At 72.8% G+C, this 18,925-nt stretch carries 15 protein-coding genes; 8 read left to right on the top strand and 7 right to left on the bottom strand.

Going from position 1 to position 18,925, the window contains the following annotated elements; all coding sequences use genetic code 11:
* Positions 1–136: 136 nt before the first annotated feature.
* Together OV079_RS15625 and OV079_RS15620 are read left to right on the top strand one after the other, a co-directional pair.
* Positions 137–3,028 carry a serine/threonine-protein kinase gene (locus tag OV079_RS15625; RefSeq protein ID WP_267769427.1) on the top strand — a complete coding sequence of 964 codons (2,892 nt, stop codon included), beginning with the start codon at positions 137–139 and terminating at the stop codon, positions 3,026–3,028.
* 454 nt (positions 3,029–3,482) lie between these two features.
* Positions 3,483–4,016: an SDR family NAD(P)-dependent oxidoreductase gene (locus OV079_RS15620; protein WP_267769425.1), complete on the top strand. Its 534-nt coding sequence runs from the start codon at positions 3,483–3,485 to the stop codon at positions 4,014–4,016.
* Positions 4,017–4,120: 104 nt separating this feature from the next.
* Here OV079_RS15620 and OV079_RS15615 read toward each other — a convergent pair whose 3' ends face one another.
* The 3 genes from OV079_RS15615 to OV079_RS57940 form a co-directional block, all read right to left on the bottom strand.
* A complete protein-coding gene (locus OV079_RS15615; RefSeq protein WP_267769422.1) occupies positions 4,121–6,007 on the bottom strand; it encodes a WD40 repeat domain-containing protein in 1,887 nt (628 codons plus the stop codon).
* A gap of 106 nt (positions 6,008–6,113) precedes the next feature.
* Positions 6,114–7,511, bottom strand: coding sequence for a CPBP family glutamic-type intramembrane protease (locus OV079_RS15610; RefSeq protein ID WP_267769420.1), 1,398 nt, complete (start codon positions 7,509–7,511; stop codon positions 6,114–6,116).
* Complete coding sequence (locus OV079_RS57940; RefSeq protein ID WP_267769419.1) at positions 7,403–7,681, bottom strand: NAD-dependent epimerase/dehydratase family protein; 279 nt, start codon at positions 7,679–7,681, stop codon at positions 7,403–7,405. The genes OV079_RS15610 and OV079_RS57940 overlap by 109 nt, the downstream gene beginning before the upstream one ends.
* A 95-nt stretch (positions 7,682–7,776) precedes the next feature.
* Between OV079_RS57940 and OV079_RS15600 the strand changes: the two genes are divergently transcribed.
* The 6 genes from OV079_RS15600 to OV079_RS15575 all read left to right on the top strand — a co-directional run bounded on the left by OV079_RS15600 (position 7,777) and on the right by OV079_RS15575 (position 15,054).
* Complete coding sequence (locus OV079_RS15600; protein ID WP_267769417.1) at positions 7,777–8,859, top strand: alpha/beta hydrolase family protein; 1,083 nt, start codon at positions 7,777–7,779, stop codon at positions 8,857–8,859.
* A 1,713-nt stretch (positions 8,860–10,572) separates the two neighbouring features.
* Positions 10,573–10,977, top strand: coding sequence for a hypothetical protein (locus tag OV079_RS15595; RefSeq protein WP_267769415.1), 405 nt, complete (start codon positions 10,573–10,575; stop codon positions 10,975–10,977).
* Positions 10,978–11,281: 304 nt separating this feature from the next.
* Positions 11,282–11,839, top strand: coding sequence for a polyhydroxyalkanoate synthesis regulator DNA-binding domain-containing protein (locus tag OV079_RS15590; RefSeq protein WP_267769413.1), 558 nt, complete (start codon positions 11,282–11,284; stop codon positions 11,837–11,839).
* A 138-nt stretch (positions 11,840–11,977) separates the two neighbouring features.
* Entirely contained in the window at positions 11,978–13,501 is a 1,524-nt protein-coding gene (locus tag OV079_RS15585; protein WP_267769411.1) for an AMP-binding protein, read from the top strand.
* A gap of 12 nt (positions 13,502–13,513) precedes the next feature.
* Positions 13,514–13,912 (top strand): hypothetical protein, encoded by a 399-nt coding sequence (locus OV079_RS15580; RefSeq protein WP_267769410.1) that lies wholly within the window; start codon positions 13,514–13,516, stop codon positions 13,910–13,912.
* A complete protein-coding gene (locus OV079_RS15575) occupies positions 13,909–15,054 on the top strand; it encodes an alpha/beta fold hydrolase (protein WP_267769409.1) in 1,146 nt (381 codons plus the stop codon). Before OV079_RS15580 ends, OV079_RS15575 begins: the two co-directional genes overlap by 4 nt.
* 21 nt (positions 15,055–15,075) lie before the next feature.
* On the opposite strand, the gene OV079_RS15570 is transcribed toward OV079_RS15575, so the two are convergent.
* The 4 genes from OV079_RS15570 to OV079_RS15555 form a co-directional block, all read right to left on the bottom strand.
* Positions 15,076–16,068, bottom strand: a complete 993-nt coding sequence (locus OV079_RS15570) for an esterase/lipase family protein (protein ID WP_267769408.1) — start codon at positions 16,066–16,068, stop codon at positions 15,076–15,078.
* The gene (locus OV079_RS15565) at positions 15,960–16,586 is read right to left on the bottom strand and encodes a hypothetical protein (protein WP_267769406.1); all 627 of its coding nucleotides are present in this window, start codon (positions 16,584–16,586) and stop codon (positions 15,960–15,962) included. Before OV079_RS15565 ends, OV079_RS15570 begins: the two co-directional genes overlap by 109 nt.
* 59 nt (positions 16,587–16,645) lie before the next feature.
* On the bottom strand, positions 16,646–17,698 hold the full coding sequence (locus tag OV079_RS15560; RefSeq protein ID WP_267769405.1) for an alpha/beta hydrolase: 1,053 nt from the start codon (positions 17,696–17,698) through the stop codon (positions 16,646–16,648).
* 422 nt (positions 17,699–18,120) lie between these two features.
* Entirely contained in the window at positions 18,121–18,627 is a 507-nt protein-coding gene (locus OV079_RS15555; protein ID WP_267769404.1) for an MYXO-CTERM sorting domain-containing protein, read from the bottom strand.
* Positions 18,628–18,925: the final 298 nt, after the last annotated feature.

Genomic DNA, 18,925 nt, shown 5'->3' with positions numbered 1-18,925 from the left:
GAAAAGACATCTCGCGCGCGGGCCCGCCAGGGACGGGCATAGGTCCGCGCGTGGCCCGGCGCACGCGGGATGGGGCGCTCGCGCCCGTGCGCGATAGCGTCCTCGCCGCAGGGGCGCAGGTCGTGTACCGTCCTCCATGGTGGGTGCCCACTCGCCCGACGACAAGCGCTCCGGGCCCTCGGACCCGGACCTGCTCGCGACCACCGACACCAAGTCGCCGGCGCTGGACGTCACCGCCCGGGCCCGCCCGAGCCCGATCGAGGAGACGGCCCTCGCGTCACCTGGTCGAAGAGACAGCACGCCGCTCCACGCGGCCTCGGGCGTCGGCCTGCGCGGCGCCGCGGCCCCGCTCGAAGACTCGCTGATCCGCCAGTCGCGCCGGATCGGCCGCTACGCGATCCTGAGCGAGCTCGGCGAGGGTGGCATGGGCGTCATCCTGTCGGGCTACGACGAGGTGCTCGAGCGCCGCGTCGCCATCAAGGTCGTGCGCTCGCACCACCGCCAGGACGAGCGCCTGCAGGCCCGCCTGCTGCGCGAGGCGCAGGCGCTGGCCCGCCTGTCGCACCCCAACGTCGTCCAGGTCTACGAGGCCGGCGCGATCGGCGACGAGCTGTTCATCGCCATGGAGTTCGTCCGCGGCGTCACCCTGTCGGCCTGGTTGGAGGACCGCGAGCGCTCGCAGCAGGAGATCCTCACCGTCTTCTCGGAGGCCGGGCGGGGCCTCGCCGCGGCGCACCGCGTCGGCCTCACGCACCGCGACTTCAAGCCCGGCAACGTCCTCGTCGACCTCGAGGGTCGCGTCCGCGTGGTCGACTTCGGCCTGGCCGCGCTCGCCGAGCAGGCCGAGCGCCCCGCCGGCGACGAGCTCGTCGACGTCGGGGTCGAGCGCACCGTCTTCTTCGCCGGCACCCCCGCGTACATGGCCCCGGAGCAATGGCTCGGCGGACAGGTCGACGCCCGCACCGATCAGTTCAGCTTCTGCGTCGCGCTGTGGGAGGCGCTGTGGGGCTCGCGTCCGTTCTCCGGCGACACCGTCGACGAGCTGCGCGACCAGGTCCTGGTCGCCGACCTGCCCGAACGCGTGCAGGTCGGCCCGCGCGCGGGCAAGCGGCTCTACCGGGTGCTCGCCCGCGGCCTCGCGCGCGTCCCCGACGCCCGCTACCCCAGCATGGACGCGCTGCTGGCCGACCTCGCCGGCCCGCAGGTGCGCGCGCGACATGCCGTGGTCGGCCTCGGCCTCGGCGCGGTGATCGGCCTGGCCGCGGCCGCGTGGAGCTTCCAGGACGAGGGCCGCTGCCTCGGCGGCGAGGCGCGCCTGGTCGGCGTGTGGGACTCGGCCCGCCGCGACGCCGCCGCCGACGCCTTCGAGGCCAGCGGACTCGGCTTCGCCGACGAGGCGTGGACGCACGTGGCCGGCCGCCTCGACGCCCGCGCCGAGGCGATCGTCGCCATGCACCGCGACGCCTGCGAGGCCCACGCCCGCGGCGAGCAGTCGGAGCACCTGCTCGACCTGCGCATGGCCTGTCTTTCACGACATGTCCATGAGGTCAGGGCGGTCACCGACCTGCTGGTGGCCGCCGACGCCGGCGTGGTCGAGCGGGCCGTCGACGCCGTGGCTGCGCTGCCGCCGATCGAGCGCTGCGCCGACGTCGGGCTGCTCCGCGCCGAGGTGCCGCCGCCCGCCGATCCGGCCACCGCGCTGGCCGTCGACAGCGTCCGCCGCGCGCTCGCCAACGTCGCCGCGCTCGAGCACACCGGCCGCTACGAGGCCGGCCTGCTCGGCGCCGACCAGGCCGTCGCCGCCGCCGAGGCCGCCGCCTACGCCCCGGCGGTCGCCGAGGCCCAGCTCGCGCGCGGCCGCTTGCTCGCGCTCGTCCAGCGCGACGCCGAGGCCGAGACCAGCCTGCGCGCCGCCTTCACCACGGCCACCGCCAGCCGTCAGGACGCGGTCGCCCGCGACGCCGCGGCCGCCCTGGTCGACACCCTCAACACCCTCGGCCGCCTCGACCACGCCGAGGTCTGGCTCGAGATCGCCGGCGCCGCCCAGACGCGCGCGCCCGACGACGGCACCGCCGCCTTGCTCGCCCTCGCCCGCAGCAAGTTGTTGTGGTCGCTCGGGCGCTACGCCGAGTCCGAGGCGCTCATCGAGCGCAGCGTCGCCGCCTACGACGCCCTCCACGGCGCCGACAACCCGGCCACCGCGCGCGCCCGCCAGTGGTTCGGCACCGCCCTGTGGGCCCGCCAGGAGTTCGACCGCGCCAAGGCTGTCCTTCCGGACAGCCGCGCCCGCCTCGAGCGCGCCTTCGGCCCCGAGCACCCCGAGGTCGCCGCGGCCCTGCGCTACGAGGGCAACCTCTACTTCGTCCTCACCGACTTCGACGCCGCGCTGGCGACCTGGCGCCGCGGCCTCGACATCATCCTCCGCACCCGCGGCGAGGACGATCCGCTGGTGGTCGTGTTCCAGGGCAACATCGCCGCCGCGCTGGCCCGCGCCCGCCGCCCGATCGACGCCGTCGCCGCCTTCGAGGCGGTCGTGCGCTCGCTCGAGCGCCGCCACGGCCCCGACCACATCGAGCTGTGCACGCAGCTCGACAACCTCGCCGCGTCGTACCTCGAGGCCGGCCAGCTCGACGCGGCGCGCGCGGTCATCGACCGCTCGCTGGCGATCCGCCGCCGCGTCCTCGGCGAGGACCACGCCGAGGTCGCGCGCTCGCTGCTGGGCCTGGGCGAGTGGGGCCTCCACGCCAGGGACTACGCGACCGCCATCCCGGCCTTCGAGCGCGCCCTGGCGATCCGCGCCGGCACCGACGTCCACACGCTCCTGCGCGGCCGCGCCGAGTACGGACTGGCCCGCGCGCTGTGGCTGTCCGAGCGCGACCGCGTCCGCGCCCGCGCGCTCATCGAGCAGGCCGTCGCCACCTTCACCGCCCTGGGGCCCGCCGGCTCGCTCGACCTGACCGAGGCCACCGCGTGGCGCGACGAGAACGTCACGCCCGGCGGGTCCGCGCCGGCCCAGCCGAAGCGGTGAGGCGCTCGCTCCCGGTGGTTCGCTCGAACATGTCGTAAAAAACATGTCCATGAAGACATGTCGATGAAGTCATGTCGGAGCGTCAGCCGGCTGCGCGGCGACGGCCGAGCGCCTCGGCGCGCCGTCGGAGCGACGCCTCGGCCGAGCGCGCGGACGGGGCTCAGGGGTCGCGGCCGGCCGCGTGCCGCCGGCAGCGGCGCCAACATCCTCTCGCCATCGCGGGCCGGGCCGCGCTACCTTCCGCGGATGCGCCACGTCATCGTCTTCGGGGCCACCTCCGCCATCGCCGCCGAGGTGAGCGCCCGCTGGGCCGCGCGCGGCGATCGGCTCCACCTCGTCGGCCGCCATGCCGACAAGCTCGCGGCCGTGGCCGCCCGCTGCGCCGGCGCCGAGGTCACCACCGGGGCGGGGGACTTCACCGACCTCGCGCGCGGAGGCGCTGGCGAACGAGGCCGTGGCCGCGCTCGGTGGCCGGGTCGACGTCGTCCTCGTCGCCCACGGCGACCTCGGCGATCAGCAGCGCAGCGAGCACGACGTCGCCGAGGCCGCGCGCATCGTCCAGGTCAACTTCCTCTCGGTGATCGCAGTCCTGGTCCCGCTCGCGGGCGTGCTCGAGCGCCAGCGCAGCGGCACGCTCGCGGTCATCACCTCCGTCGCCGGCGAGCGCGGCCGCCCGCGCAACTACACCTACGGCTCCGCCAAGGGGGCGCTGCACGTCTATCTGCAGGGCCTGCGCAGCCGCCTCTACCCCGCGGGCGTCAACGTCACCACGCTCAAGCTCGGCCCGGTCGACACGCCCATGACCGTCGGCCACCCCAGGAACGCCCTGTTCGCCACCCCGCAGCGCGCCGCTCGCGACATCGACCGCGCGATCGCCCGCCGGGCCGTCGTCGCCTTCGTCCCGTGGTACTGGCGCCCGATCCTGTTCGTCGTCCGCCACACCCCCGAGCCGCTGTTCCAGCGCCTCGGCTTCCTGTCGGGCCGCTGAGGGGCACGGGCGAGGCGCGCTCGCGGCCAGGCGTTCGAGACATGCCCTCAGAGGCATGCTCTCTCGGACATGCCCTTTCGAGCATGTCCGTTCAACCATGGCAATCAGCCGAGCTCACCCCAGCGGACGATCGTGCCGTCCTCCGAGCTGCTCCACAGCGCCCCGCCGGCCCACGTCAGCGCCCGGACCGAGTCAGTGTGGAAGCGCAGCATCGCCAGCGTCGCGCCGTCCGTCGCCTGGTGCTGCACGATCGGTCCGGCGGGGTGGCCGATGAACAGCCAGCGCCCCTCGTCATCGAAGCAGAGGCAGCGGTGCGAAGTCGACTCACCGTGCAGCTCCGGCGCCAGCTCGACCATCGTCCCTGTCACCACGTCGACGATCCGCGGGCGGTCGACCCCGATCACACCGACGCGCGCGCCGTCGCGGCTGATCGCCACGCTCACCGCGAGGGTCGGCAGCTCGAGCGTCAGGAGCGTCTTGTTCTTGGCGAGGGCGACCACGACCAGCTGCTTGCCCACGGTCACCACCACCGCCGAGTCGCACAGGGCGATGCGCGACCAGAAGCCCGGGAGCTTGAGGTTCTTGGCCCACTTCGTCGCCCCGAACGCGCGCCACTGGGCATGCGTCGTCGGCTCGGCCAGGCGCGACACGGGGTACGTGCGCGACGTGACGCCCCAGGTCCGCCCGTCGGGCGCCAGCGCCAGCTCACCCGCGCCTTTCTGGACGTCGAACGACTCGCCCGGCTGGCCGGCGGCGTCGAACTCGGTGATCTTCAACGGCCCCAGCGGGTAGGGCTGGTAGAACACGAGCAGGCGCTGCCCGTCCGCGGTCGCGGCGATGTCGTGGATGGTGTCCAGCTCCAGCAGCTTCATCGCGCCGCTGTTCAGCTCGAGCGTCATCACCGCCGGCAGCGAGTTGGCGGGTTGGCACCTCTGCAGCGTCAGGGCGTCGTCGCGGACCGCCAGGCGCTGCGCCCCGGGGCTGTAGGCGGTCAACGACGCGACCTGCTGCCTCGGATCGTCGACGTGCCAGATCCGCACCGCCGAGGTCGCGTGATCGATGGCCGCGACGTGGGTCGCGCTCGCGGCTGCGGCCTGGCCCTCCCAGCCCGGCATCTGCCCGGTGGCGGATTGCAGATGCGCGGTGAACACCACCCGCTGCTCCGCGACGTCCCACACCTGCACCGCCCCCAGCTCGGCGTAGAGGGTGACGCGGCTGCGGTCGTACGCGATCGTCCCGCCGTTGGCCCGCTCGGGCAGGTTCTCCAGCCGCTCGATCGCCCCGTCGACGAACGCCGCCCGTTCACCGCCCTCGCCGATCAGTCCGCGCGCGTCGGCGAAGAACGGCTGGAAGCCGGCGACGAACGGCGAGTCGTCGAGCGCCTCGATCCTCCCGTCGGGGTGAATCGCCGCGACCGCGTCGTCACGAAGATAAATCACCCCGTCGGGGCGCACCGCCAGGCACCTCGCGTCCGCGAGTTCCGGCGGCAGCGCCACGTCTCCCAGCGGCGCCCCCGTCATCGCATCGACGGAGCACAACGCCACCGGCGTGCCCTCGCGGCGCCACACCAGCCGCGAGCCGTCGGGCGAGAGCGCGGCGCTCAGGCGCTCGCCGAAGCGGTCGCTCGCCAGCACCTCGACCACGCGCCCGGTCGCCGGCCACACGCGCACGACGACGCGACCGCTCGAACCGAGGGCCCACGCGAGCACCGACTCGCCGTCGGGGTGCGCGAGCATCCACCACACGCCGACGACCTCGACCCTGGCCCGCGGCGGCGACGGTGCGGCCGGATCGTGCAGCGTGATCTCGTGGCTGCCGCCGACCACCAGCGAGCCGTCGGCGAGGAACGCCAGCGCGTGCGGCTTGCCGGCGAAGATTCGCAGCGACGGCGCGCGCGGGGCAGGGGGAGGTGGGCGATCGGGGCCGAGGGAAACGGGGTCCAGCGCATGGGGGGTGCGACCTCGATAGCAGCGCGCGGGTCGCGTCCGCAAGCGCCGTCCGGATCGCCGGTGGGCGCTCTCTCCTATGACCGAAAAGACAGGTAGAAGGACCTTCGCCCCGATAAGTCCCTGCGGACATGTCCCGAAGAACACCTGCTCAGTACAGCCGCAGCACCGCCACGCACGCGTCCCACAGCACGTGGGACACCAGCACCACGAACAGGCTGCGGGTCTTGAGCCCGAGCCAGGCCCAGAAGAAGCCCGCGCCCGCGGCCGCCACCACCAGCGCCGGCACCCCGAGGCTCACGTGCGCCACCGCGAAGGCCGCCGCGGACGTCGCCGCGCCCCACCACGGCCCCGCGCGCGACGCCACCGCGAACGCCACCGCCCCGCGCCACACCACCTCCTCCGCCGCCGCGATCAGCGGCAGAAGCACCGCCGCGAGCCCGGCCGGCAGCAGGTGGACCCAGCTGTACACCGCGGCCACCTCGGTTCGCGCCTCCGGCGTCACCGCGAACAGCAGCTGGCTCCCGAGCCAGCCGGCCGCGACCAGCACCGCCGCCGCCATCACCCCCTGGACCAGCCCGCGCAGGCTCGGGCGCCACAGCTGGGGCCACGGCAGCCGCACCGTCAGCAGGCACAGCGGCACCAGCACCAGGTTGGCCGCCAGCATCCGCCACCACACGTGCGGCGTCAGCGAGCCGAGCGCCCAGATCAGCGCCACCGCCAGCGGCACCAGCCAGGCCACGTGGATCGCGCCTTTGGAACATGTCCTGAAGAACATGTCCTCGTCGCCACGTCGCAGCCGCAGCGACAGCCCCAGCCACGGCTCGACCCCGGCCGACAGCGCCACGATCTTGGCCGCGGTCAGCGGCTGCGTCACCAGCCCGAGCTCGGCCGCCGCCGGGCCCGGATCGCCGACCAGACCGTGGCTGAGCAGCCCGAGCTGCGCCCGCGTCAGCAGCGGATCCGGCAGCCTCTCGAGCCCCGCGACCGCGACCGCCAGCAGCGGGGCGGGGCAGGGCACCAGAGTCACCGGCAGCGCCAGCGCGTCGGCCACCCGCGTCACCACCTCGCGCAGCGTCAGCACCTCCGGCCCGACCACGTCGTAGCAGCGCCCGATCGCCGCCGGCCGCTCCAGCGCCGCCGCGATCGCCAGCGCCACGTCCTCGACCAGCACCGGCTGCAGCGGCGCGTGGCCGCCGTCGGGCGCCGGGAACACCGCCGCGTGGCGCAGCGTCGCCGCCAGGTTGCGCACGAAGTCGTCGCCCGGCCCGGCCACCGGCCCCGGGCGGAGGACCGTCCAGTCTGTCTCCGAGGACATGACCGAACGTTCAGCCTCTCGCTTCGTCGCCATGTACTGGGTCGGCCGCGGCGGCTCCGCTCGCGGTCCTGCCACGCTGACGTGGACGAGCCGCCGGATCGCCGCCGCCTGCATCGCGGTCGTCAGCGCCGCCACCGTCGCCACGTGGGCCGAGTCGAACGACTGCCCCGGCTCGGGCCGCTTGATCCCCACCAGGTTGACCACCGCCTCGCAGCCCGCCAATGCGGCCACCAGCTCGGGCCCCCGCGGCTCACGTCCACCTCTCGCCACACCAGCCCTGGCCGGTCGAAGCGGCCGCGACGGCCCCGCGACAGCCCGACCACCGCGTGACCGGCCTGCAGCAGCGCGTGGACCGTCGCCTGTCCGATGAACCCGCTCGCTCCGGCCACGGCGACCCGCATGCGAAGCCAGCCTCGCACCCGCCGGGCCCGCGGCGCAAGGCGGGATTTTGCTTCTCAAACGCCGTCCGCGCGCCTACAACAAAAATCAGACCCGCATGTTCAGCGCCCTCGCCGATCACGCCTGCGCCCGCTTCGACCGCGTCATGCGGCACGGGCTTCGCCGCGTCCTCATGCAGCGCAACGAGCTCGACCGGCTCGCGCGGGCCGAGCTCGAGCGTCGCCTCGAGGTCGTCGCGCAGTACACCGACCCCGCCGTGCTCGCCGAGCCCGATCGCCTGCTCGCGCCGCCGCCGGCCCCGCCGCCGCTCGTCCCGCTCGCCGTGCGGCCGCTCGTCGACGGCCGCGCCACCCACTTCAGCTTCGCCTCGCCGTACCGCCCGCGCGACCCTGGCTACGCCCGCGAGTACGCCACCTACGATCGCGTCGACACCGTCCACCTGCACGCCTGGCAGCACGACCGGCCCGCGCCCGCCTCGATCTTGCTCGCGCACGGCTGGTGCGTCGGCAACCGCCGCCTGCACGAGATCGAGTTCAGCATCTCCACCCTCTACCGGGACCTCGGCCTCGACGTCTACCTCTACGTCCAGCCGTTCCACAGCCTGCGCAAACCGACGGCCGCGCGCTTCTCGGGCGAGCTGTTCCCCTCGACCGATCTGGTGCGCACCAACGAGGCCTTCATCCAGACCGTCCAGGACGTGCGCGCCGCCATCACCGCCATCCTGCGCCACAGCCCGGCGCCGCTCGGCATGATGGGATCGAGCCTCGGCGGCTACACCTCGGCTCTGGTCGCCTCGATCGATCCGCGCCTGTCCTTCGTCGTCCCGATCATGGCCCCCGCCTCGTTCGCGCACCTCTTCTGGGATCACGGCGAGGGCGACTCGTTCCGCCGCCAGGCCGAGGCGCTCGGCATGACCCGCGAGCGCTTCCACAGCTCGTGGGCCCTGCACAGCCCCCTCTCGTACGAGCCCAAGGTCCCGTGGGAGCGCCGGCTCGTCGTCACCGCCCGCGGCGACGGCCTCGTCACCGAGGCCCACGCCGACGTGCTGTGGAACCACTGGCAGCGCCCGCGCCGCTTTCGCTTCACCGGCGGCCACTTCCTGCAGCTCGGCCGCCGCGACTACATCCGCGAGCTGGCCCGCTTCCTCACCGACCTCCGCATCATCCCCGGGCCGCGCTGAGGCGCCGCAGGCCCGCGAGGGCGCGTACGAGGCGCGAAGGACTGGCGTGTCGCTCGGATGCGAGGGCACCATGTGCGAAGGGACATGCTCTTTCAGGCATGGCTGAAAAGACATGCTTCATGGAGCATTGCCGGTAAACATGTCGTACGAGATAGACATGTTCTTTCGGGCATGTGATCGCGCACCGAACTCCCCGCAGCAGCCGCGAGCGAGCGCGGTTAGGCTGGGCGACCAAGAGGCCACGTGCCTCGGGCGACGCGTTTGCGTGGCGCGAGACAGAGCTCGGCCACACCGATTCGACGCGAACAAGGCAGGCATTCCGCCGTCTGGCTCGGCCGCAGCGGTCCGACGCGAACGGGCATGGACCGCGCCCCTGGCTCGGCCGCTCGGCTGTTGGACGCGAACGGGGCAGGGACCACGCCGCTGCTCTCGGCGCCCGCCGATCCCGACGCGCAGGTCCGCAGCGCCGTCGTGGCCGTCGCGCTGACTCGCGCGTCGAATCACCGCTCGCGCTCCGGCTCCAGCCCCGCTGGACCGGACAGTCGTACTCCCGCCGCAGCACCTCGTGCCGATCGACGCACTGCGCTTCGCCCATCGGCTACAGCGCCGGCCCGGCGACGTCGCCTGCGCCGCCGCGCGATCGAGCAACGCGTTTCAGCTCGCCTCACCATCGACGCACCGACGCGGGTCACGAATGACGCCGCAAGGAACGGTCGCGCGAGCGCCATGAACGGGCGCGCGTCGACCGAGCCTGAAGGGACAGGCGGCGGGCCGACCGACGTCATCGACCGTGCAGCCGCGAGCGCGGGTCATCCTCGCGACCGACGCTCCGATGAGCCGGCTCCGGCTCGCACCGCCAGCGCCCGGGCGCCGCGGGCCCGCGAAAGCGCCTCTGCGTGGGCCTCGCCGCCGCGACGGCAGGGCGACGGTCGGTGCGCCGACGCCAGGCCGTCGCCGTTCCTTCTTCATCCTTCATCGCGTCGGGCCTGTGCCGCGCATCACCGATGTGTCGCAGCGACCTTCTTACACCGGCGATGCTCGCCCACATCCCCGGGCCGCCCGAGCTCGCGATCGTCGCGTCGCGCCGGGACCGCCAGCGCTGCGCTTCCTTGATCTCCTCCGCGTGCTCTGGCAGCATGAGACCGTGCGGTTAGGTCTTGGCGCGCGCCCGGCGGGCGTCGCCGTTCTCTTCTCGTGGCTGGTAGCGACCGGGTGTAGCCCTGGGCGGTCCGACGCGGCCTCGCGCGGCACCGACGGCGAGGGCAGCACCGTGGCGACCGCCGGCGAGGGGAGCACCACCGGCACCGCCGGCAGCACGAGCACCGGCGACGCCGCCACCAGCATGCCGGTCACCGGCACCGGCGCCCTCGTCACGCCGCCGCCCGACCTCGCGCCCGAGCTCCCGCCCGCGCCCGTCGAGCCGTGCGAGTCGCACGCGGTCGAGGCCGACTGCGACGCCGCCGGTTGCATCTGGTTCGCCACCGAGCGCCTCGCCGATCGCTCGACCTGCGCCTTCGAGGCCGCGGGCTTCTGCGCCACCGCCAGCGCCTCGACCGGCGACGAGGACTACGACTCCACCTTCTACAAGCGGGTCGGCGACGTCGTCCACGTCCGCCGCGTCGGTCGCAAGGCCGGCGAATTCCCGGCCCCGAGCATCCTGCGGGCTGGACCGAGTGCGGCCTCGGCTCGCAGGATCCCGAGGCGTGCGCCTGCGTGTGCGCGGCCGGCCGCTGCCCGGGTGACATCGCCCTCGCGCTGCTCGACGCGTGCGCCTCGCCGCGCCCGTGCGACGACGAGGTCGCCGGCGACGCCTGCCTCTACCAGGCGCTCGCCGGCGAGGCCGCCGCCAGCCTCCGCGTCGAGGGCCTCGTCGGCACCCGCGACATCGACGACCGCGTGTTCCTCCGCGGCGACGGCACCGCGACCTGGATGCGCAGCACCTGCGACCCGCGCGACGCCAGCTGCCGCGACCGCAAGTGGGAGCTGCCGCGCCTGTGCTCCCTGCGCGACCGCGCCGGCTTCCTCGCCTGCGCCGCCGCCGACCCGGCCGACCCGCAGTGCCGCGACGTGGCCGCCTGGTTCAGCGAGTGCAAGCTGGCCCCCGCGACATGTCCTTAAGGGCATCCTTCGGGCGCCGGCTGCGGCTGCCCCGGCGGACCTGTCTCATCGGCCAGCCCGCGTCACGCCGGCTCTCGCGGCCGCCGAAGCTCCAGGCGTGAACCGTCCTCCGTCCGACCCGGTCGAGACGGCTCCGTGCCGGGCTCGACCGCCCGGTGATTTCGCCGCCCGCCAGCCGGCCGTCCTCGAGCCCGAGGCCGTGTGAGGCGACGAGCCCCTCGTTCGCGCCCCCTCCGAGGCGCTCGCCCGTTTGCGCGAAATCGCCCCTCGCACCTGCAGCACGACCTCGGCTACCGTTCTCGCCGTGTTGCAGGTCAAGAAGTACGGCAACCGTCGGCTCTACGACACCGAGGGCAGCCGGTACGTCACCCTCGAGGAGATCGCGGAGCGCGTGCGGATGGGCGAGGACCTCAAGGTCGTCGACGCCAAGAGCGGGCAGGACCTCACCCAGATCACGCTCGCGCAGATCATCCTCGAGAGCCGCGGCGCCGCGCGCCTGCTCCCGGTGTCCCTGCTCAAGCAGCTCGTGCGCATGCGGGACGACGCCCTCGCCGAGTTCTTCGGCCGCTACATCGCCTGGGCCCTCGAGGTCTACCTGCAGCTCAAGGGGGGCGCGCGCGCCGTCGTCCCGTGGAACCCGCTGGCCGACCTGGCGATGCCCGGGATCCTCAAGCGGTGGTTCGGCGGGGCCCCGCCCGCGGCCGGCGAGCCGGCGCCGCCGCCGTTTCCCGACGAGCCGCCGCCGCCCGAGCCTGGCGGCATGTCCGACGAGCTGGCCGCGTTGCGGCGCGAGCTCGCCGAGCTGCGGCGGACCGTCGAGGACGGCAAGCCCCCCCGCAAGGGCAGGCGGCCCGCCTCCTGAGCCGTTTGTGCGCTGCACAATTCAGGTCTTGATCTCGAGCCGCGTCGGCCTATCCTCGGCCGGCAGACCCCGGCAGACCGTTTCGCAGGTGCAGCACGGCCGGGCCTTCGGGTAGCCTCGGGAGCGGAGGATCTTCGCATGTTCATCGGCGACTGGATGCGACGTGGAGCGCAGTACTGGCCGGACAACCTCGCCGTGGTCGACGTGGCCAAGGGCGAGGCGGGCCGCTTCACCTACGCCGCGCTGAACCGGCGCGCCGACGCCGTCGCCGGGTGGCTGCGCGGCCGCGGCGTCGAGCGAGGCGACCGCGTCGCGCTCCTGGCCCACAGCGGCGTCGAGGTCCTCGACGTCTTCTTCGCCTGCGCCAAGCTCGGCGCGATCTTCGTCCCGCTCAACTGGCGCAGCCCCTGGCGCGAGCTCGTCGACGTCATCCTCCCGGTCGCGCCCAAGGTCCTGGTGTTCGGCCCCGAGTTCGCCGCCACCACCGCCGAGCTGCACCCGCACACCGCGATCGCCGAGCTCGTCCACCTCGAAGGCGAGCCTTTGGCCGGCAGCACCGCCTACGCGACCATCCTGGCCGGTCCGGCCGAACCGGTCGACAACCCGGCCGTCGACGTCGAGGACATCGCCTGCCTGCTGTTCACCGGCGGCACCACCGGCGCGCCCAAGGCCGCCCGGATCTCGTACCGCCAAATCGCGTGGAACACCCTCAACACGATGGTCCACGAGATCCAGCGCGGTGACGTCACGATCACCCACACGCCGATGTTCCACACCGGCGGCCTGTTCGTGTACACGGTCCCGCTGCTCACCCTCGGCGGCACCGTCGTGATCATGAAGAAGTGGACCGCCGACGACATGCTCGCGCTCATCGAGCAGTACGAGGTCACCGCGCTGTTCTGCGTGCCGACCCAGTACCAGATGATGCTCGACTCGCCGCGCTTCGCCGCGACCTCGTTCGCCAGCGTCCGCTTCCTGACCAGCGGCGGCGCCCCGCTGCCGGTGCCGCTCATCCGCGCGTTTTGTGCGGTGCACAAGGTCGCCTTCAAGCAGGGCTTCGGCATGACCGAGTTCGGCCCCGGCGCCTTCTCGCTCGCGCCCGAGTTCGGCGAGGCCAAGGCCGGCAGCATCGGCCGGCCCAACTACTTCGTCGACGCGCGGATCGTCGACGAGGACAACGTCCCGGTGAAGGACGGCGAGGTCGGCGAGCTCGTGCTCAAGGGCCCGGCCGCCTGCTCGGGCTACTTCGGCGTCGACGCCCCGCACTTCGACGAGCACGGCTTCTTCCACACCGGCGACCTCGCGCGCCGCGACGCCGAGGGCTTCTACTACATCGTCGATCGCAAGAAGGACATGTTCATCTCCGGCGGCGAGAACGTGTACCCGGTCGAGATCGAGAAGATCCTCTACGAGCACCCCGCGGTCGCCCAGTGCGCCGTCATCAGCGTGCCCGACGCGCAGTGGGGCGAGGTCGGCAAGGCGGTCGTCGCCCTGCGCCCGGGCGCCAGCGCCAGCGAGGCCGAGCTGCTGCAGCGCTGCCGCGACCACCTCGCCCGCTACAAGGTCCCCAAGTCGGTCGTCTTCCTCGACGCCCTCCCGCTCTCGCCGGCCGGCAAGATCCTCAAGCGCGAGCTGCGGACCCTGCTCTCCACCTCCGCATAGGAACTTTTCGCCATGTCCCAAGAGACAGCCCCCAGGAACCTCACCGCCCGGATCCTCCGGCTCGTCGGCTACCTCACCGACCCCAGGAGCGGCCCCGGCAAGTGGTGGATGCGCTTCGAGGGCGCCTCGACCGGCGTCATGACGCGCCTGGCCACCAGCCCGCGCTACCTCAAGTTCGCGGGCCGCGGGCTGCAGAAGATGTTCCACCTCCACCGCGACGTCGTCGACCTCACCGAGGAGGTCCTGCACTTCTGGCGCGTGCCGACCCTCGGCGACTTCAACGAGGTGCGGGCGCAGCTGCGGCGGGCCGAGGACCGGCTCGAGATCACCACCACCCAGCTCGAGCTCGCGCTCCAGCTGCTGGAGAAGCTGCAGGCCGAGCTGGCCCGCTCGGTCCGGGGGGCCGCGTGACGACGCCGTTTTCGCGGGTCAAGGGCGCCGCGCGCAAGCTCGCGGACATGGCCGAAGGGACAGCCACGATCGGCGCCGCCTGGCAGCGGGCGCTGCGCGACCGCGCGATCAGCCCGACCCGCTACCTGGCGCCGCTGGTCAAGCGCGCGACCGGGCTCGGCGATCCGCCGGTCAACTCGACGCCGAAGCGGGTCGTGTACGAGCGCGGCGGCATGAAGCTGATCCGCTTCGAGCCGGCCGTGCGTCGCTTCCGCACCCCGATCCTGTTCGTCTACTCGCTGATCAACCGCTACTACATCCTCGACTTCCTGCCGGGTCGCAGCCTGATCGAGTTCATGACCCAGCAGGGCTTCGACGTCTACGCCATCGACTGGGGCACGCCCGGCGCGGTCGAGCAGGACATGACCTGGGACGACCTGCTCGGCGGCTTCGTCGAGGCCGCCAAGCGGTGGGTCTTCAAGCTGTCCGGCGCCGACGACCTGACGATGTACGGCTACTGCATGGGCGGCACGATGGCGCTGGCCGCCGCGGCGCTCCACCCGAACGGCGTGCGCAACTTCGTCGCCCAGGCCACCCCGGTCGACTTCAAGCACGGCGGCATCTTCACCACCTGGACCGACCCCGAGTTCTTCGACGTCGACAGCATGGTCGACGCCTACGGCAACGTCCCGATCGACCTGATGGAGTCGGGCTTCTCGATGATGGCCCCGGTGCAGCGGATCTCGAAGTGGTTCGAGGTGTTCCGCCGCCTCGACGACCGCGACTTCGTCACCAACTTCCTCGCCATGGAGCACTGGGCCGCCGACAACGTGCCGTTCCCCGGCGAGGTGTACCGGCAGTACATCCGCGACTGCTACCAGGAGAACAACTTCTTCGAGGGCCGCATGATCGTCGGCGGCCGGCGCGTCGATCTGCGCCAGATCCACGGCCCGCTGCTCGTCCTCGTCGCCGACAACGACACCATCGCCCCGCCGCCCTCGTCGGAGGCGCTGCTCGGCGCGGTCGGCTCGACCGACAAGACCCTGCTGCGGTTCCCGGTCGGGCACATCGGCCTGTCGACCTCGAGCAAGGGCCCCAAGGTCATCTGGCCGAAGATCGCCGGCTGGCTCGCCGAGCACAGCGAGCCGCTGTCGCCCGGGTGAGGCCCCGGGCGGGCCTTCGCGTCACTGTCCGAGCCACGTCGAGATCTGGGCGGCCGCCGTCGGGTGCCAGCCCAGCTTGAGGTGGTTGATGTCCTTCAGGACAGCCGAGTCGGTGAGCGTCCCGATCCCGTCGGTCGCCGCGCAGCTGTCGACGAACACCACGCCGTCGCTCGGCCCGGCGATCTCGTTGGGGATCCCCGGGATCAGCACGCTGTTGTCGTCGAGGTTCAGGTCGCCGCACAGCAGGTGCGTCGAGATCGAGGCCGGGATGCCGGCGTCGATCATGTCGGCGATCACCGAGCCTTGCTGGATCGCGTAGTCGATGCCCTTGCCGCGGGCGTACACGCCCTTGTACTGGCCCTCACCGTAGTAGGTCGACTCGCTGTCGCCGACGATCCACTGCATCAGCCCGTTGTTGGCCGTGCCGGTCAACGGATACACGTCGTCCCACGCCGCGAGCATCTGCAGCTGCCCGCGGTAGTTGTCGCCGGCGGCCGACTTGTAGATCGCGTACTCCGAGCGATCCTCCCACAGGCCGAAGATCAGCAGCTCGTCGTGCGGCCCGGGCGCGTGGATCTTGCCGCCGAAGTCGGCGTAGACGCCGGCGTTGTGGGCCGTGCCGTAGCGGAAGATGTAGTCGAAGCCGAGGTTCGGCCCGCCGATCAGGATCAGCTTGCCGATGTCGTCGCGGTACTCGAGGTGACCGCCGGTGAGGCCCGACGCGTACATGCGCGTCGACATCACGCCCTTGCTCCACCCGATCACGTCGACCTTCTCGACCGCGGTGCGCTCACGGATGATGTCGATGGCCCACGCGATCTGCAGGGCCCAGAACACGTTGTCGCCCTGGCTGTGCGCGTGCGAGACCGCGAACACGCGGTGGCCCGCGGCCGCCAGCTCCTGCATCAGGCCGATGTCGGGGCAGGTCGACTGACCGCAGCCGAAGTCGCCGCTCTCGCCGGGGTTGGCCCACGCGCGGTCGGCCTGGTCGTTGGCGCCGTGCGCCAGCAGCACCGTCGACTTGGCGCCGTTGTTCCAGCCGGGCGCGTAGTACAGCAGAAGCGCCCGCTGTGCGGGACCGGGTCGTTGCCGAAGAACTCGAGCCGCTGCCCGGTCTGGTGGGCCCGCTGATCGAGGTCGAAGCGATCTTCCTGAATGAAGAACGGATCGGGGTCGAACCACCGCTCGACGCGGACCCAGCCGTTCAAGATCCCGTCCTCGAAGGTGTCCTCGAGGACGAGCCCGTGCAGCCCGTCGCCGCCGGTCTCGGTGGTCGTGCCCGTGGGCGCGGTCGGATCGTCGGTCGTCGTCGAGGTGGTCGCGGGCGGCTCGGTCGTCGTCCCCGTCGGCGGCTCGTCGCCGGTCGATGTCGGCCCCGTCGTCGCAGTGCCGGTCGCGTCGCTCGAGGCGGTCGAATCGGTGCCCGGCGTGGAGTCGGTCACCGCCGCGGTCGTCGCGTCGGTGTCGCCGCCATCTTGTGGGGTACAGGCGAGGAGGAGGGTGAGGGCGGCCCAGGGACGGCGTGTTCGCATGTGCAGCAATTAGCCCATTCCTCGCCGGCGCCAAAGCGCGCAGGAGCCCGCTTTCGCGGCTAGAACACCAATGCGGCAAAATTTCGCAGCGCCGCAAGAAAGCGCTCGTGCTGCTCGATGTGCGGCGAGTGTCCGCAGTCGAAGAACACCACCTCCTCGTAGCGCCCGCCGTTGCCGGCGTAGGCGTCGAGGACCGCGCGCATCTGCCCGACCATCGGCTGCGGCGGCGCGACCTCGTCGCCCGGCCAGCCCGGCACCGCGCCCAGCTTGCCGAGGAACCCGAAGTCGAACACCGACGTGTCGCTGACGATCTGGTCGTCGGCCCCGCGGATCCACAGCACCGGCGGCCGCGGATCGACGCCGGCGAACGGCGACAGGTCGACGTACTTCGGCGAGATCGCGTTGTTCATCCCGCGCGTGCCGGGCGCGACTCCCGGCCAGTTCGCCGAGGCGGTCATGTCGCCGGGGTAGTGGTCGTCGCCGATCTTGGTCTTCACCACCGCCTCGACGAACGCGTCCTCGAGGGCCGGCTCGACCCGGAACGGCGGCTTGAAGTAGAAGGTGTTCATGACGTTGCGCGGCGACACCTGGTTGTCGCCGCTGCGGTCGCCGGCCTTGATCAGGCGCGCGAACTCGGGGTTGGCAGTGCCGCCGCCCGAGCCGGCGAAGTCGGCGGTCGTCGCGGTGCCGCGGGCGTCGCGGGTGCCGCCGAAGCCGTAGGGCGACATCGGGTTCTCGAGCACCAGCCCGGCGACATTGCTGGCGTGGTCGATCGCGTACTGCATGATCACGCCGCCGCCCGCCGACCAGCCGACGAACACGGCTGGCTTCGAGGACAGGTCGAGCGCGACGAGCAGCGCGTGCAGGTCGTCGGCGAAGTCGCATACGCCGCGGGTCGCGTCGATCGGCGCCGGCTCGGTGTCGCCGAAGCCGCGCATGTCGGGCGCGATCACGCGGAAGCGATCGGAGAGCGCCAGCATCAACGGCTCGAAGAACCCGCCGCTCGAGGCGTTGCCGTGCACGAGGACGACGAGCGGCGCCCCTGCCGGACCGGCGATGCGGGTGTGGACGCGGAGACGCGAGGTGGGGACGAGCTGCTGTTCGATCGGCATGTCGGCAGCAGGCAGAGTCGCAAATGACCCCGCACTTGTCGATGCGAGCGAGGATGCTCGATTTCGCGCCGAGGGAGTCACCTGGCGTAAGGGACAGGTCTCTCGGTGGACCATGCCGGCGCGAGGCCCTCGCATCGCTCGGAGTCCGGGCGCGCAGGGCAGGGCGCGCATCGAGTGATGCTCGGCGGCCGCACCCGCCGCGCGGAGCCCTGGACGCGCAGGACAGGGTGCACGGCTCGTGCGGTGGAGGCTGGGTCCTCCGGCGCACTGCGCCGCAGCGTCACCACGCGGCCCGGTCTGCCCCTGCGTTTCGGGTCGGACCCGAGGCTGCTCCGCTCGCCCGCTCGTGTCAGCGTCGCCGCGAGCGCCGGCCGATCGCCAGACCGGGGACGCTCCGCTCCCCCGCTCGCGCCGGGCCGCCGTCAGCGTCGTCGCGAGCGCCGGCCGATCGCCAGCCCGAGGACGCCCAGGGCCAGCAGCGCCGGCGCGGCGTCGTCGCTCGTCCGGCAACCTTCGCAGCCCTCCTTCTTCGGCGGCGTGCCCTCGCTGCCCCCGTCGGAGTCGGAGCCCTGCGAGGTGCCGGAGCCGTCGCTCGTCGACGTCGTGCCGGTCGTGTCCGACACGCACAGCTTGAACGACTTGCACATGCCCGCAGCGCACGCACCGCCCTCGCCGCAGTCCCCGAGGATGTTGTCGACCGAGAAGTCGCCGCCGGTGCTGGTCCACCCGCCGCCGCACGTGACCGTGCCCGCGCAGCGCTCGACCTCCTTGCACACCTTGCCCGAAGGACAGGTGTCGGTGCACTCGTTCGGCTCGCAGTACTCGCCCCCGTGGCAGCCGTTGGGGCTCGAGCCGTCGGGACAGCTCGGCGGTTCGGACACGGCGTCGGCGCGGGCGGTGCGGCTCGCGGCCGGAGCGAGCAGGAGCAACAGGGCCGCGGACCACCGCGCGGCGGAGCTTGTTAAGCAGCGACACAAGGTCATCGCGCGATCGTACACGCGGCGAGGCGACCTCCGCAACTCGCGCGGACGCGGACGCGCGCCCCGGACTGGGTCTTGCGACCGCGAGCGGCCGCGCCCGTTCACGGCTGGCCCTTGTGACATGTCGATCGAGACATTGCGCCGTGTCCGACGGTCGGGCGGGTCGACCGGCTCGCCGGTGGTCCCGGTCTCGGTCGTCGCCGCAGTCGGGTCGCTGGCGTCGTTGCTGCCGCCGCCGCAACCGCAG

Source organism: Nannocystis pusilla (genome assembly GCF_026626665.1).
Lineage (GTDB): Bacteria > Myxococcota_A > Polyangia > Nannocystales > Nannocystaceae > Nannocystis > Nannocystis pusilla.
This window is presented reverse-complemented; position numbering and strand designations above follow the sequence as displayed.